We start from the raw sequence: 15,122 nt of genomic DNA, 5'->3' as shown, positions 1-15,122 counted from the left end.
CCAATGAATGAATAAATTATTTATCACCGACCAGTCTACCAAGTTTCTCAACGGCCAGATGGAAAGCAATCACGCCATTGATTTCGGTTATGGGTTACTTGATTACCTCGATTATGTAGCAGAAGCTCTAGCACCGGAAATCGGTAATACTGGCCTTGAACTGACGTTGAATTACCCACTTATACGACGGGCATTGACCCGCTGCCTTTCTTATCTTGACCGTACCGATACTACGCTAACTGAGGAAGACTTTGCGATCTTTGGTTCCTTCTTGCTTACAGAGCTCCGCGATCTAGAACAGCTTATTGATGCCGAGTTTGATGAGTATGGGTTTTAAGTTTGGAAACAGTTTCCAAAAGCACACTTAATCACAATAATCTTCCTCGGAGAGTGATAGAAAGAATACAGGCAGTTATATTTGATTACACTTATGCTTTTAGAGCCCAAGATTGAATTTAAGCCTTGCCCAGATTGCGGGCAGGATGATGATTTTTTCGTTGATGAAGACAGGGAAACTGTCACATGCATTTGTGGTTCAACCATTACTGAGCCTGTTTTCCATTAAGTTCATGTGAACTGAATCAAATACTGAAAAGCCCATAAGCCTATAGCTTTATGGGCTTTTTTTTCGTTTGCCTAAAAGCCAAATCACTTGCTTTCCTGTTGGTGTTTATTTCAAGCCATAACCAACAGAGAGTAAATCATGAGTGCAAAAACGAAAGGCTATGTGGTCACGGGGGTGATTGCGTTACTGGTTGCCGGGGCGGTTGTCTGGGCATCGAATAACGTTGATGCCGTCGAAGACGCAATTGGTTAAGGGGGAGTACATGGAATTATTGCAAACACCCTTCGCACCACGCCCGAAAGAGCTAGACCCGGTTGAAGGTGTCGGCTGGGGCAACCGTGCATCATTGCGTCTAGTTTCGGGGCCGACTTATCACAGCATCGAGCTGATCACTGACATTACCGATCCGGCTGATATTGAGCGTGTCGAAGTCTCCTTAAACGGTGCAGCCAAATACAGCATCAGTGGTGAAACACTGGTTAAACTGCAAACCCACCGCAAGAACTACGCCGAGCCGGGACGCTATATCTTGTCATTTGGCGATCCTACCTTGCGTACCAAAATTGGCGTACGCCAAACCGACCTTGTGACACTTGCCGGGGAGATCTGGTTTGTCTATGTCACCCTGAAATCCAAGCCCGCTGGCACCGTTGCGCCAAGTATCCGCGCCCGTGCCCATGTTCTGCCATCGCAAGCCGTTCGCTATTACATGCCGCGCCTGTATGAGCTGACATGGTTTGCTGCGGCGACAGGTCGCACACCGTTCGACTTTTCCGAGCGCAGCCCGGCACTGAACCTTAAGCGTCTGCATTTATTGGACGGCTCTATCGAGCGTGTCCGCATCCTGCGCGACAACTTTGAAGAGCTAAACGTCACCAAGGCCGATAACGCCTTTGATTTGGCACAGTCCAAGAAAGAGCAAAACACAGGCTGGTTTAGCCTCGACTTTATCCGCTATGGCTTTGGTGCTGACGGCATGCTGAATACAGCCGCCCGCAGCCAGTTAGCGTTTGAGCTAGATAAAACGGCGGTGGGCAGTGTGCCGGTGATTGTTGAAGCGGTCGAGCAGGTCAACCCATTACCGACTGCGGCATAAGGGGGCGCTATGGGGGTACTTGATAGCCTGGGCGAAACCTTAGGCGGGTTGAGCGACTCGGTCATGAGTGGCGGCGAGCAGTGGCTGGATTCTTGGTTTGACAATGAGGCGGAAAAAGTCGCTTCGGCAGCACCGGAAGAAAACCGCACGCCACAGCACCAAGAGCCAGCAAGGGAGCCGACCGGACAACCGATTTACACGGGAACGGACACCAACAAGACCCTGCTCATCATGGGCGGCGGCTTCATGGTACTGATGATGTTCATGGTTTTGATGATGCGGGGGAAATAATGCCATTACTTTTTTGGCCGTTACTGACCGGAACCATCGGGTATGCCGCAGGACTGTTTAGCGGTGAGACCTTTGCCCGGACATTCAAGATATTGATTGCCGTGTTAATGGCCTTGTGGCTCCTCGACATTACGGGGGTGATGAAATAATGCTGGGCTCAATGACATCACTGACTGGCGGCGGTGGCCTGCAAGGCGGTTCAGCCGGGCCATCCACCGCAACCAGTACCACCAACAACCGTACCGATACCCAGAACCATTCCGGGTTTAAAGGCGGCTCGGTCAACATGGGCAGCAACAACGGCATTCCAACGTGGGCACTGTTGCTGGCAGGCGTGGCCGTCTTCTACATCATGGTGAAGAAATGATGCGGCCATGTCTATGGGATGAAGCCAGCCCGGCATTAATCTCCGCATTGGGTGATTACCATGCCGAAGCCTGTCGAGAAGTACAGGCGGGCAGGGAAGCCACCTACCAAACGGGCCCGGATTCCTATGCGCTGCTGCGTGTTGAGCAACATCCCAATGGCGAGCTGGAATTGGTGGCGGTGGGGTTTGCCGGAGAGCTGAAAACTGGTGCCAAGGCCATTTTTGATTATGGCCGCCAGCTTGGGTGCCGATACGTTCGCTGCCATACCCAACGGCCTGCTGAATTGCGGTTTTTACGGATGATTGGCTTGCCTATGTTTGATGGCGGCAAGGATGAAGATGGATACCTAATTATCAGGGCAGATTATGGGCGGTAAAAGTAAGAGTACGAACAACACCACGACCACCACGAATACCACGACGAATACCAGTAATGTCAGTGGTACGGCGGCAACCAGTGGTGATAACAACGGGGTCATGGTGTCAGGGGTTAGTGATTCAAACATTAACGTGACCATGACTGACCACGGTGCGATGGAACGCGCCAGTGAACTGAATGAGTTGGCAATGACCAGCAATACCGATGTCAGCAAAGCGGCATTGGAAATGGGCAAGGATACCGTTGACTCGGCCATGGACTTTGGCCGCGATGCATTGGAGACCAATGCTGATGTATCTAACAACGCCATGAAACACGTCACGGACACCAATGGCGAAAACTTGCAAATGATGGCTGGCCTTGCCGGAAATCAGGCAGCCCAGAACAGTGAGAGCCTTGCTGCAATTAAAGACTTGGCGGCCTTGAAAGTGGACGGCGGGCAGGTTGCCACCTCCAAGCAGATGGCCATTATGGTGTCGGTTATCGTGGTCATGCTGGCCATGGCATTCATTTTTAAGGGACGGAAATAATGACTTTCAAGCAGCACATGCAGCCACGTGAGCGAAAGCAGTTTCAGGCCGTTGGGGAGTTCCTGTATATCGAGAGCTGCCCCGAGGCGCTACTCATCCAGACCGAGCGCGGGGAATACCGATTAAAGCCCGGTGCACAGGTGATTGACAGCCAGCTATCAGGCCGCATTACCGTCGAGAACACGGGTGAAGCAGGCACCGTATCTATCATTTGCGGGTATGGCCGCTATATTCCGCCCAGTGACGGGCAGGAGGTGGCCGTGACTCAAATGCCAGCAGTGACCCTGTCACCCAACCAGCAGGTCAACATTGGTACGATACCCAAAGTGGCCTTAGTCGATGGTCAAGCTGTCGTGATTTCACAGCTACCAAAAGTACAGTTGGATGCCAACCAACAGGTGACCGTGTCACAGCTACCCAAGGTGCAACTTGCCGCCAATCAACAATTGTCTGTAACACAACTACCAGAAGTCTCGCTGGCTCAAGGTCAGCAAATTGAGGTGTCGACACTGCCAAAGGTCAAGCTGGAAACCGGGCAGGCGGTACGCGTCTACGGCACCCATCCGTTACTGACCAAGCCCGTTGGCGGTGAGTCTATTGCCAGCAGTTTGCTGACGTTAACCGCAGGAAACGCCGTACTGGCGAGAAATACGTCACGCTGTCACGTTTTGGTTAAGGCCGCCGCAGGCAATATCCAAGCGGTCACACTGGGTACTGGCTGGGAGCTAACACCGGGTGAGCAATTGAAACTGGAAACCACCGCCGAGCTGACCTTTGTCGGGACGGACGGCGATACCATTCAAATCATTGAGGTGAGCCGATGAGCACACTAAAAGAACGGCTGCCTGCAGGTAGCGCACGTAACAAGATTGAATTTCTGGCTCATGAGATGAGTAAGATTGCCAGAGACTGTAAAGAGGCAAGTAATAAGAAACCGCTGAATATGCTGCGCAACGCTGCATTTTTGGGGATGCCGAATAAAACTGAAATCATGCGTTGTCATTGGGATATTCCTGCGACACAGCGAGCTGTGCCCAACTCGTTAAATTATAGCCATCATATTGCTGCCCCTGTATGTCCTAACTGGTCGGGTGAAACACCAGTTGGCACCGGGGAGGATGGTAATTATAAGCTGGCTAATTTTTGGCATGGTTGGCTTTGGGGCGCAGATGAATTAAAGGCTGAAGCTGGGGCGTTAAATATTGCCAACATGGGCATGAAACAAGTTTTGTTTCAAGTGTTTCGGCCAACATCTAATCCTGCGGCACATTCAAAACTTATTACGCCTCATGCATATCTTCGACTGCAATCCGGCGGTGGAAAAGAGCGAGTGCGATACGGCATTGCCGAGCTTGATAGTGATGGCAATGCTATTCGAATAGTCACGGAAAAAACAGTAACCGCCCAAGGCACATTTGTTCACGTCGAGGACTGGCAAAGTGGATTTGAGTTGGATATGTATAAACAGTATGCGTTTTTTGTTGAGCGATTGGATATTGATAGCGCCCAGCATACATATATTACTGGTGCGGGTGTTTATTATGGCGAACCTGGGCAGGCCCCCCAACTGGAGGAGACCCAAGTTGATAGGGATGATGGCCTGTACCTAAAAATTGCAACCAATATCCCCGATACAGGATTTTCAGAGGGAATGACGTTTAACTTACCCCGTGTACCGTATATCAATGATATTAGCAGGCACCTTATTGTAAATATTAAATCCATAAACAACTCGAGAGATATTTTGACGGAGTTAATAATTACGCCTGACCTGTCTGAAAATACAATCAAGTTAACGAATATCACTGGCTACCACCTTGGGCGAGGTGAATATACGTTTGATGTGGAAGCATATTACAGCAGACATAACCATATACATTTTTATGCATTGGGTGTGTAAATGAATCGCTGGCTGGCTTTCTTCGTCATTGTTATTGCCTGGGTATTATATCGTGCCCGGCAGCCTAATGGAGACGGCCTGTCTTGGTCAACAATCACAGGGATGACAGACAATATGGCATCAGGAAAACCACGCGGAATTCGCAACAACAACCCGCTCAACATCGAATACAGTTCACGCAACAACTGGCGCGGGCAGGTTGGTAGTGACGGCCGTTTCGTCATCTTCGAAGATGACAAATACGGTTTCCGCGCTGCAGCTCGTGTCCTGCGCAGCTACCAGCGCCGTGGCATCAATACCATTCACAGCATTGTGCACACCTTTGCGCCCAGCAACGAAAATGAGAGCGACCATTACGCCGACATGGTTGCCCGGTGGACGGGCTATGGTAAGCACCAGATGCTTGATGTCCGTAATAACGACACGGCCGCCGTGCTCATCAAGGGCATGGCGCGAATGGAAGTCGGCCATCGTTACACCATGAGTGAGGTGATGAAAGGGGTCAAATTGGCATGAGCCCCACAACCAAAAGCGTTGTCACTAAAATTACTATCAGCGTCGCCGGGATGGTTCTCGGCGCGTACACCATTAAATTTCTACGCTCACAAGGATTGTTATGATTAATTTTAAAGAGCCAAGTACTAAAACCGGATTGATGCTACTTGGCAGTGCGGCCGTTGGTCTTCTTACTGGGAACAGCGAGCTAGTTACTGTGACCCTAAGTGAATCCGGTGCCCAACTTGGCGGAACGATTCCGGTAATTGCCGCGGCCATCATCGGTCTGTGGGACACGGTTCGCAAGGAAAAGGGCTAGGGGGCTTGGATGGATGTCTACCAAACTGTGCTGGTCGCTGCGGCGACTGGCTTTTGCTCTGCTTTTGGTACCGGAATAGCGATGAAGACGGATATTGCTTGGATAAAAAAGATTATTGAACAGCACGAAGCAAGAATTACCAAAATAGAAGAGCATCGTTAAACTAGCTCATTCACAACAAAGATATTGATCGAAGCCTCAAGAAGCCCAGAAAGCCATACATCACACGGTGTTTTCTGGGCTTTTCATGTTAATGTGATACTGGTTGCAACCCTATAGCTATGGTTTGCGTATTGTATTGAGGTGAAGTATGAAAGTTTATTTTTCCGATTTCTTCGAGGTTGATGAGAAAACCATCGAGGAATATGGAGCATTTAACCCATCATTAATCAATGATTTACCGTTGTTTATTGACCCGTTCCTTTTATATAAAAATGATGATGAAGAGCTAAGAGATCTCCACAATGATGTGATTTCATATGTAGCTTTTCTAAAGGAGCAAGCAGCTGAAGGACATATAAGAAAGAGAGACTTAGAAGCATGGTTTATGTTTCCTGAAGTTAAGCAAAACTGGTTTGGGTATAGTGAGGTCGGGAACGGTGGAAGTGGTCTTGGTAATGATTTCGCCAGTTCATTAAACGAAAACCTGCATACAATATTCCCCAATTTTGGCGAAGAAAGTATAACTAAAGAAAGTCACTTAGAAAAACTTTGCTTAATAAAGGATGGAGTTGGCAAAGATAATATTAGCGACTTTACCACGAACCTGATAAAACTATATCTTCTTGAATATACTGAGAAGTTTGCAAAAGAGAATATTGACAAAAAGCATTTGGAAGTACATTACGTAAAAAAAAGCTTTTTTGATTACAATACTAAATCATGGAAACCTCAAGAATTCACACTTCCAACACATAATAATGACTTTGTTTTGCTAACACCAAAGTCAATTCTCACTAAAGACAAAACATGGATTAACAAGCAAGATTTGTATTCTAATTTCGATGGTATTGTTGATGCGATGCCAAATGAGTTGCTAAGAGAAAGGATGAATGCTTACCTTTTTAACTGCCTACCTGAAGATTACAAAAAGAGAGAGTACAATCAAGCCATTAGAGACACTGTCAGCAAGTACCCAGAGTATATTGATTACTTTATAAAAGCAAAAGAAGAAAACTATCGAGAAGCAAAATCTAATAGTAGCATTAAGGTTTCTAACATAGAGAAGCTATTTATAAAAAATCTCAAATCCATATACAATCATCTAAAAATGACAGAGTTTTATGATATGTCTAATGACAATCATGAAGACTTGTATATGAAAGCACAGTTACTTAAAAGTGTAATAGAAGAAACCGATGGATATAAGCATGTCTATATTGACAAAAAACCCATCACACGCGAAACAGAATTACGGCTATTAATGAAACTTGTATTCTTAGCTAATGTTAAACAAAGGAATCAACTAAAGCTAAGCAAGCAATTGTCATTTAAATTGGCTAGTAATAATGTGCTAAAAGATACTATTGCTAAAAAATTAAAAAGAGAAGAGAACTTACCTGAATCAGATAAGGATATATATGCGATTCTCTGTTATTCAGATAGAGAGTATGGACGTATGGCAACAATATTCAAAGACCTGAAAATATCTGAAAGTAAAATTATTTTTACTATTGATGCACGAGAAAGTGCATGAGTTTATAAGCCCGCAGCCGCGGGCTTTTTCATATCTAAAGGCTAGGGAGCTTACTTGGTTCGCTTGGCCTGAGCCTTGCGGTATTGCTTCTTTTTCGCCTTAGTGACCGTGTCACTTTGTACTTCCTTGACCCGCCGACCGCCACGGAACGGCAGCGGCGTCACCACATTGGAGCGTACCGGGATGTAGTCCAGCTCGTACATCCGTTTTAGCGCGTGGTACTCATCAACGCGCTCTGCCCATGAATCCAGCTCCTTGGGACTGAAGCGACGGCCAGTGGGCGTAATGATCACCGCGTAATCCTCGTCGACCTGAAAGCCACGCCAGCGGGTATCATCCGGCAGGTAGCCACGGGCACGGATGATCAGCAGCTTTTCGGCCATCGGGTTGACGTCCATCCAGCCGGACAGCCAGCGCTTAACGGTCACCGGGTTGACATGAAACCACGCGGCAGCCTCGGCAATAGAGCTGAAATGGCGCCAGAACAACTTCACAAATGATTCATGCAGCATGATGTACCTCGCAAAAAATTCACACAGTTAAAAGTTTTTTCCGATGGATAGCGTGGGCAATGATTGACGCTGGCGATGAAAAGCAGACAACGGACACCAGCGCCAGTAAGCACACGTTTCGGCACGGACAAATCTAACTGGATTTGAAGCGGCCAAAAACCACCAGAGTTGAGTTTAACTAACTGTTTCCAAAGACTTTTTTACGGTGATTGATGAAGGTTTCAAGGCTGACCCAAAGATGTTAAATCATAACCCTTTTGTTTATCCCATTTTAAAGTGTCCTGTTTCTTTCCCAGATTAAAATGTCTCCTTTCAAGGTAGTTCATCCTGTTCCGAAACTGACTGTAGAGTAGGGAAGTCAGCCTTTCTTGGTGCTCGGTTTGAAGTCTTCAGGGTGTATCAGAACCGGGTTAATGGCGCGGAGTTGCTGTTGGGCCCGTTGTTGGGCGGTGCGCTTTGGCATTCTTTTATTGCGTTCGCGTTTACCTTGCTGCTCGAGTTCATCTTGCTTGGCCTGGACAAATTTGAGTACGGCGCCGAGCCGCTTATGATCAACAATACTGCCTTGGTCAATCTTCGCCAATTTATCAAAGACTTTAAAACTGAGTTTTCGATGGCCGTACTGGATGGCAATCGTACCATCAGGATAATCCAAAACTTTTACCGCCTCTTGTGCCAGCCGGCTATTTTCTTCTGTAGGATCGATCAGGTAGAGAACCTTGTCGTACTGAAAAGTCAGTGATTTCGATAGCTTACGTACTTCGTGCCAGGCAAAGATATCGTCCAAATCTTCCGGTGTTTCTCTGATGATGCGATGCATGTCTTTGGGGTAACGGGCAGGTTTAGCAAACCGGCGGTTAAAGTCTGTAATGAAATCGGGCAGCCAGGTATTTGCTTGCTCAATCGTATCAACACCCTGGAGGCGCATTTCTTTGATTAAGCGATCCTGTAACGTTTTGTTCGCACGTTCGACGCGGCCTTTGGCTTGTGAGCTATTGGCACAAATCAGTTCAATGTTTAAGTCGTTTAACACCCGGCCGAACTGGGTCAGTCGATCCGTTTGAGCATCACGCTTGCTAACATGAAATACAGCATGGCGATCACTGTAGAAGGCCGTTGGCTTACCGTGCTGTTCAATGTATTCGCGAGTAGCGACCATGTAGTCAAAGGCGGATTCGGTCTCACTGAAACGCAGGTTCATCAAACGCCCGGTGGCATCATCGATGTAGACCAGCAGGCAGCATTTAGGGCTGCGTCCTTCAAACCAGTCGTGGTGGGAACCGTCGATCTGAACCAGTTCGCCCAGGCAATCGCGACGATGACGAGGCTGATAGACACGAGGCTTTCGCTTAGCATGGGGAACCCAGAGGCCATCGGCAATCATCCATTGGCGGAGAGCTTCAACTGAGACGTGAATGCCATGAAGCTCTGTGAGTTTCTCATGAGCCAGAGTCGGCCCGAAGTCAGCGTAGTATTCGTGGATTAAGGCGAGTACTTGTAATTTTAATTTATCATCATGTCGATGATTGCCGGGTTGACCACGCTTTAATGAAATTAAACCGCTTGAACCAAATTCCACAAAACGCTTTACCAAGCGATAAACTTGCCGGGTACTCAAACTGAGAATACGGGCAGCTTCAACACCAGTTAAGCGTTTGTCACAAATGTCTTGGACGAGTTTAATCCGCAGTAATTCATCATCAGTCATGGTCAGCAACATCTCATTGGCTCCAGGTAACACACTAGGTAAATGGTGCTCTGAAGTTAGTTCAACATGACATTTCTAACTGGCTCAAACCTGACACTTCTAAATGGTTCTTACACCTTTAGTGCGCATTATGTACCTTATGTTAAATAGCGCTTCAGGGATACGTCTGAACTTAGGGCTATGTACGAGCATTGCTTCTTCTGTCCTCTTCTATAGCATTCCATATGCCCTCAGTACTGTACAATTTAACAGTATTCGCTATTTACCATAAAATAGGTAATTAACACCTATTTTTAAGCTCTGCTGCAAATGTTCAGTTTGCCTGGCGCTTCAAACCTAGCTGAAATTATACAGCGTTACGGCAAAACCTTTGACACTGCTATGCACCGTAAATGATCTTTACTAAATCCTATTAGTAATGATTATTACAACAAATATAGGCTCTTCGAGCTTTTTGCTTGTGCTTTGCCATTCTTGCTTATCTATTTTGCTGTTCTAATGCTCTTAGCTAGTTTACTAGCCTTACTAGTCATAGCTAATCATGCACCATAGCCTTAAACCAGAAACCTATTGGTTGCTTTCACGAAGTACTGGTCTAACTTCATCTTTTCTAAATATATTTTTTTGCACTGTTACATAACAAAGGGATATCATGCGCGCCGAAACCATTATGCAGCACAATAAATAACAACAGATATTAAACAGGTTTAATAGATGAAGAACTTATCAGTTCGATGGAAATTCACCTTACTCTCAGGGATCTGCCTGCTAATTGCACTCTCTGGCCTTGTTAGTTTTTCTTTGTACCATTCAACACAAACTCAATCTTTAGTTCGTGAACAAACTTCAAAAAACTTGCAACAGACAGCGAAAGAATACGTTTCTGTTTTAGCCTCTGAACAAGCGCAGAAAGTAAAGGCTGTTTTAGACAAAAATCACAATCGAGCTGAAATACTGGCTCAGACAGTTATATTTATGCGCGAGAGCGCCAAGCTTAATGATTCCTCAAGTCAACAGCTTCGCAGGTCTATTAGCCAGTACCTAAGACAAGTTGTAGAACGTCAGACAGATATTCTTGGTTTATATATCGTAATGGAACCTGATGCATTGACTGATTCAGACAGCCTATATATTGGTAACGATGATCTCGCATCAAACAGTACTGGCCGCTTTGTCCCCTACTGGGCCAGAGACACCGACGGTAATGTCGATCTAGAGGTTATGGCAGAAGAAGATATTATCGATACTGAATTGGATGAGTTTGGACGTCCCGTAAACGAATGGTATTCCTGCTCTATTCGTACCCGCCAATCTTGCGTTTTAAACCCGTATCTTGATGATGTTGGTTCCGATGAGCTATTGATGACATCTGTCACCGTCCCTTTAATTGTAAATGGTGACGTGCTGGGGATGTTGGGTATTGATCTGTCATTACAATCATTACAACCATTAATAGAAAACGTAGATAACAGCTTTGTCAGCGGACATGGGCAAGTCCTTTTGCTGAGCCAAGATGGATTGGTTGTTGCTTTTGATCACGACAAATCCCAACTTGGGAAATTGGTACAAGAGCTACCTATAGGCCGCCAGACTGGGATAGATGAATGGTTGTCAAAAAAGCACATAAGCTTAAATTGGGATGAGCAGAATCAAACACTTCAAGCTCTTGTCCCTGTCCAACTCAGTGGAAATGTTAGCCCATGGGGGCTGGTATTTAGTGCTCCACGTAAATATGTATTAGCCAGTGCTATTGAATTAGATAAGAAAGTAGAACAACAAAATATCGAAACCACACTTTTTCAACTAGTGATGGCATTAGCAATTGCACTGGTTACACTCTTACTCATTTGGTTCGCGTCTTATTATCTTGTTAAGCCTATTTGGCAAGTTACAGGTCGTCTGCAAAGTATTGCTTCTGGGGAATGGGATCTAACCCAACGGCTAAAAGTTGAGAGCGATGATGAAGTTGGTCATTTGGTGCATTGGTTTAATCAATTTCTCGAGAAGCTTCAAACAACAGTCAAACATATTGGCGAATCGGTTATCAGCGCTCAAGCAACATCTGAACGAGCTTCAGACATTGCAGGCCGTACCAGCGAGAGCAGCAAACAGCAGTTCTTTGAGGTAGAGCAAGTTGCTGCAGCACTTCAACAAATGACAGCAACGGCTAGCCTTGTTGCTGATAATGCAGCCCAAGGTGTAGGTTCAGCAGATGATGCACAACAAGCGGCTTCTAGCGGCCAGCAAGTAGCAGTAGCAACCACACAAGCAGTAGAAACCCTGGTCGATGACGTTTCTGCAGCAATGCCTTTGGTTGAACGCCTGGCAAATGATAGTGAAAATATTGAGTCGATTCTTGCTGTTATCCAAGGTATTGCTGAGCAAACAAACTTACTTGCGTTGAATGCTGCTATTGAAGCTGCACGTGCCGGTGAACAAGGGCGAGGTTTTGCCGTAGTGGCTAGTGAAGTTAGAAGTCTTGCTGAACGAACACAAGATTCAATTGGTCAAATTCGAAAAGTAATTGAACAAATCCAATCTGGAACTGGTGAGGTTGTAGGCGCTATTAGTAGTGGCAATGAAAAAGCAATCAAAGCTGTTCAGCAAGTCAATGAAATGACACAGGCTTTGTCTGTTATCTCTGAGCATATTCAGCATACCAGTGAGATGGGAGCTGAAATCGCGAAGGCCGCGGCTGAACAAAGTATGGTTGCGAATGAAATTAATCTTAACGTGGTTAATATCCGAGAAGCTAGCCATGCTATAACTCAGGAGGCCGAAGCTTCGGCTCAGTTAAGCTCTGAGCTTCAGCTTCTCTCTACGGAGCAGCAACAAATAGTTCAGCCGTTCAAAGTGTGAAATTAGGTTGATGGCACATTGCTGCAAGGTGCCTTATCTTATTGTTATAGTCACAGCTGATAGACAAAAAAAGCCCGAGAGAACTCGGGCTTCTGCTAGTTAGCCGCCGGCTAGTTTTACGGTATGACCTTTTTTTTCAAGAGCAGCTTTGATGACATCGCGTTTATCGCCCTGAATTTCGATATTGCCATCTTTAACCGAGCCACCGCAGCCACAAACTTTCTTCAATTCTGCAGCCAGTAGCTTTAGCTGAGCATCATCAAGGTCAAGGCCTGTTACGATGCAAACACCTTTGCCTTTTCTGCCTTTTGTCTGACGTTGAATACGTACAACTCCATCGCCTGTGGGACGCTGTGGTGCTGCTTTCTCTTCTTTGATTCGGCCAGTTTCTGTCGAGAATACTAAGCGGCTGTTATCATTCATTGGAAAAAAATCTCGTCTGCTTTCTGGGATTTGTGAGCCTGGTAATAAGTTAAGCAATCAATCTTGCGGTTTACCAGTTACCGAATATTATCAATAAATGGTAGTAAAACGGAAACTGTTATGATTCGTAATGTAATTTTTGATTTTGGTGGTGTCCTGTTTGAATGGAAACCGTACGAAATTGTGACGTCATTTACAGATTCTCCCGACGAACAGCGCCTGTTAATTGAAGGTGTACTTCATCACCCGGACTGGCTCTGTCTTGATCGTGGCACCATGCTAATGGCTGAAGTCATTCCCAAGTTTGCTGCAAGAACAGGTTTATCTGAATCTCGCATGGAAGACTTTTTTGAGCACATTTTAAATAGCCTGGTAAAGATTAATGAAACAGAAAACCTTCTGTTTCAAGTAATAGATCACCACTATTCTGTATACTACCTGACCAATATGAGTAGTGCTTTCTTCGAAACGCTAAATGATCGCCACAGTCTTATCTCTTTGTTTAAAGGTGGTTTAGTCTCGGGGAAAGAGTTAATGATGAAACCCGAGCCTGATATTTTCCAGTTACTCATTGAACGATATGATTTAGTTCCAAGTGAATCACTGTATATTGATGATCATGAGCAAAACCTTATAGCAGCGCAAGCTTTTGGGTTTCATACTGTTTTGTTTGAGCAAAGCGCGTCATGTTTTAACAAAATTCAAAATATCCTTAGTATTAGCTAAAATTTGACATAGATTGAGTGAGTTAAACGACTTGTTCTAGTAAAGTGGAACATAACCATCAACCTAGTGTCTATATTGAAAAATAGACGATGACCCTTTAGGAGCCTGTGTGAAGAAACTTCTGCTACCCGCCTTGATACTGTTTTCAGTAACTGGTGCAAATTTAGCTATGGCTGACGGTAAAGATAGCAAAGAACGATCGATTGTTGGGCAAGTTGAGACGATCAAAGTTCATGAGCTAGATCTTGATTTCAAAGCCCGCATTGATACTGGCGCAAAGACGACATCGATACATGCGACCAATATCAAAGTGACTGGTGAAGAAAGTGACAGCGATGATATGCGAGATCATCTTGGTGAAACTGTTGAGTTCACCTCAATTAATGAAAACGGTGATAAAGCGACTTATAAAGGCAAAATCATAAAAGTCAGCAAGATTAGAAATGCTCAAGGTGTTGAACGTCGCTATGCAGTGAAGATGGATTTAGGTTGGAACGGTGAGCACAAACGCGTTGCCGTTAACTTACGCGATAGAAGCAAACTCGACTATAAACTACTTATCGGACGTAACTGGTTAAGTGGAGATTACCTGGTCAACGTTGATAAACTAGATGAAGACGATTAATCGTAAACTAAACGCCCAAGCGGCGTTTAGTTTAGCATCATTACCCTACTCTATCTTTGTAGCTTTAGCTTTTCTATAACGGCATCTAAGTGTTTTTTGATAGCTATGGGCGATCCTTTCAATAATCGCCCTCGTAATATCACATACCACTCATTAGGTTTTCCGCTATCATTCATCAGCTTAAAACCTTTATATTCTTCAATTTTTTGTTCAGTCAACGGTGCTTGAGAACCAACACCTGCAAATTTTTCAGGTGGCATAAATGTTTTCATATCGCACCACCAGTCAATACTCTTCTTAACTAGTGTAAGTTTACTTTCAACTGGGCGACCATTAATTGTGGTTTTCCAGCCATCTGGGTCACTCGTAGCATTCTCAATATTGTGCCCACGATGAAATATTCTTTTTTTCATTCCCGCCCCTCAACTAAGTTGAGCCAAAATTTAGTACAAAACATAACCGTTAAATCAGTGCTTTATGAGGTAACAATGATTGTTACAAAACTCATATATCTATTCTTATTGAAGCATTAAGTTGCTCATTTGTCTTCTTGATAAGCGTATAAATTTGTCATTTATGTGATTTATTTTGTTATTCAGTATGCATTTTTTTTTGTTTGTCATATATTTAT

General features: G+C 45.2%; 20 protein-coding genes. 16 read left to right on the top strand and 4 right to left on the bottom strand.

Annotation, left to right across the window (positions count from 1 at the left end):
- Window positions 1–7 precede the first annotated feature (7 nt).
- From AC51G0_RS29375 to AC51G0_RS29315, 13 genes are all read left to right on the top strand, one after another.
- Window positions 8–337, top strand: a complete 330-nt coding sequence (locus AC51G0_RS29375) for a hypothetical protein (protein WP_496303062.1) — start codon at window positions 8–10, stop codon at window positions 335–337.
- 490 nt (window positions 338–827) lie between these two features.
- Window positions 828–1,661 carry a major capsid protein P2 gene (locus tag AC51G0_RS29370; protein ID WP_496303061.1) on the top strand — a complete coding sequence of 278 codons (834 nt, stop codon included), beginning with the start codon at window positions 828–830 and terminating at the stop codon, window positions 1,659–1,661.
- A 9-nt stretch (window positions 1,662–1,670) separates the two neighbouring features.
- On the top strand, window positions 1,671–1,952 hold the full coding sequence (locus AC51G0_RS29365; RefSeq protein ID WP_496303060.1) for a hypothetical protein: 282 nt from the start codon (window positions 1,671–1,673) through the stop codon (window positions 1,950–1,952).
- Window positions 1,952–2,101, top strand: coding sequence for a hypothetical protein (locus tag AC51G0_RS29360; RefSeq protein ID WP_496303059.1), 150 nt, complete (start codon window positions 1,952–1,954; stop codon window positions 2,099–2,101). Before AC51G0_RS29365 ends, AC51G0_RS29360 begins: the two co-directional genes overlap by 1 nt.
- Entirely contained in the window at window positions 2,101–2,319 is a 219-nt protein-coding gene (locus tag AC51G0_RS29355) for a hypothetical protein (RefSeq protein ID WP_496303058.1), read from the top strand. Before AC51G0_RS29360 ends, AC51G0_RS29355 begins: the two co-directional genes overlap by 1 nt.
- Window positions 2,316–2,696, top strand: a complete 381-nt coding sequence (locus AC51G0_RS29350; protein WP_496303057.1) for a hypothetical protein — start codon at window positions 2,316–2,318, stop codon at window positions 2,694–2,696. Before AC51G0_RS29355 ends, AC51G0_RS29350 begins: the two co-directional genes overlap by 4 nt.
- Window positions 2,686–3,228 carry a chemotaxis protein gene (locus AC51G0_RS29345; protein WP_496303056.1) on the top strand — a complete coding sequence of 181 codons (543 nt, stop codon included), beginning with the start codon at window positions 2,686–2,688 and terminating at the stop codon, window positions 3,226–3,228. Before AC51G0_RS29350 ends, AC51G0_RS29345 begins: the two co-directional genes overlap by 11 nt.
- Window positions 3,228–4,052 carry a hypothetical protein gene (locus AC51G0_RS29340; protein ID WP_496303055.1) on the top strand — a complete coding sequence of 275 codons (825 nt, stop codon included), beginning with the start codon at window positions 3,228–3,230 and terminating at the stop codon, window positions 4,050–4,052. Before AC51G0_RS29345 ends, AC51G0_RS29340 begins: the two co-directional genes overlap by 1 nt.
- A complete protein-coding gene (locus AC51G0_RS29335) occupies window positions 4,049–5,128 on the top strand; it encodes a hypothetical protein (protein ID WP_496303054.1) in 1,080 nt (359 codons plus the stop codon). The genes AC51G0_RS29340 and AC51G0_RS29335 overlap by 4 nt, the downstream gene beginning before the upstream one ends.
- Complete coding sequence (locus AC51G0_RS29330; RefSeq protein WP_496303053.1) at window positions 5,129–5,644, top strand: virion protein; 516 nt, start codon at window positions 5,129–5,131, stop codon at window positions 5,642–5,644.
- 100 nt (window positions 5,645–5,744) lie between these two features.
- Complete coding sequence (locus AC51G0_RS29325; protein ID WP_496303052.1) at window positions 5,745–5,942, top strand: hypothetical protein; 198 nt, start codon at window positions 5,745–5,747, stop codon at window positions 5,940–5,942.
- A gap of 9 nt (window positions 5,943–5,951) precedes the next feature.
- Window positions 5,952–6,104 carry a hypothetical protein gene (locus tag AC51G0_RS29320; RefSeq protein ID WP_496303051.1) on the top strand — a complete coding sequence of 51 codons (153 nt, stop codon included), beginning with the start codon at window positions 5,952–5,954 and terminating at the stop codon, window positions 6,102–6,104.
- A gap of 148 nt (window positions 6,105–6,252) precedes the next feature.
- Window positions 6,253–7,638, top strand: a complete 1,386-nt coding sequence (locus AC51G0_RS29315; RefSeq protein WP_496303050.1) for a DUF8370 family protein — start codon at window positions 6,253–6,255, stop codon at window positions 7,636–7,638.
- A 50-nt stretch (window positions 7,639–7,688) separates the two neighbouring features.
- On the opposite strand, the gene AC51G0_RS29310 is transcribed toward AC51G0_RS29315, so the two are convergent.
- Complete coding sequence (locus AC51G0_RS29310; RefSeq protein WP_496303049.1) at window positions 7,689–8,150, bottom strand: phage protein; 462 nt, start codon at window positions 8,148–8,150, stop codon at window positions 7,689–7,691.
- Between the two features lie 358 nt (window positions 8,151–8,508).
- A complete protein-coding gene (locus tag AC51G0_RS29305; RefSeq protein ID WP_496304247.1) occupies window positions 8,509–9,858 on the bottom strand; it encodes an ISNCY family transposase in 1,350 nt (449 codons plus the stop codon).
- 714 nt (window positions 9,859–10,572) lie between these two features.
- On the opposite strand from AC51G0_RS29305, the gene AC51G0_RS29300 reads away from it, so the two are divergent.
- Entirely contained in the window at window positions 10,573–12,717 is a 2,145-nt protein-coding gene (locus AC51G0_RS29300) for a methyl-accepting chemotaxis protein (protein WP_496303048.1), read from the top strand.
- A gap of 99 nt (window positions 12,718–12,816) precedes the next feature.
- Here the strand turns inward: AC51G0_RS29300 and yciH are convergent, their stop codons facing one another.
- Window positions 12,817–13,140, bottom strand: a complete 324-nt coding sequence (gene yciH / locus AC51G0_RS29295; protein WP_496303047.1) for a stress response translation initiation inhibitor YciH — start codon at window positions 13,138–13,140, stop codon at window positions 12,817–12,819.
- Between the two features lie 120 nt (window positions 13,141–13,260).
- Here yciH and AC51G0_RS29290 point away from each other — a divergent pair, with 120 nt between their 5' ends.
- Together AC51G0_RS29290 and AC51G0_RS29285 are read left to right on the top strand one after the other, a co-directional pair.
- Window positions 13,261–13,866: an HAD family hydrolase gene (locus AC51G0_RS29290; protein ID WP_496303046.1), complete on the top strand. Its 606-nt coding sequence runs from the start codon at window positions 13,261–13,263 to the stop codon at window positions 13,864–13,866.
- A gap of 109 nt (window positions 13,867–13,975) precedes the next feature.
- Window positions 13,976–14,491 carry an ATP-dependent zinc protease family protein gene (locus tag AC51G0_RS29285; RefSeq protein WP_496303045.1) on the top strand — a complete coding sequence of 172 codons (516 nt, stop codon included), beginning with the start codon at window positions 13,976–13,978 and terminating at the stop codon, window positions 14,489–14,491.
- Window positions 14,492–14,541: 50 nt separating this feature from the next.
- On the opposite strand, the gene AC51G0_RS29280 is transcribed toward AC51G0_RS29285, so the two are convergent.
- Window positions 14,542–14,904, bottom strand: coding sequence for a DUF3319 domain-containing protein (locus AC51G0_RS29280; RefSeq protein WP_496303044.1), 363 nt, complete (start codon window positions 14,902–14,904; stop codon window positions 14,542–14,544).
- Window positions 14,905–15,122: the final 218 nt, after the last annotated feature.

The sequence above is a fragment of the Photobacterium sp. HL06 genome (assembly GCF_059552575.1).
Note: the sequence above shows the minus strand (reverse complement) of the source record. Positions and strands in the feature narration are given on the sequence as shown.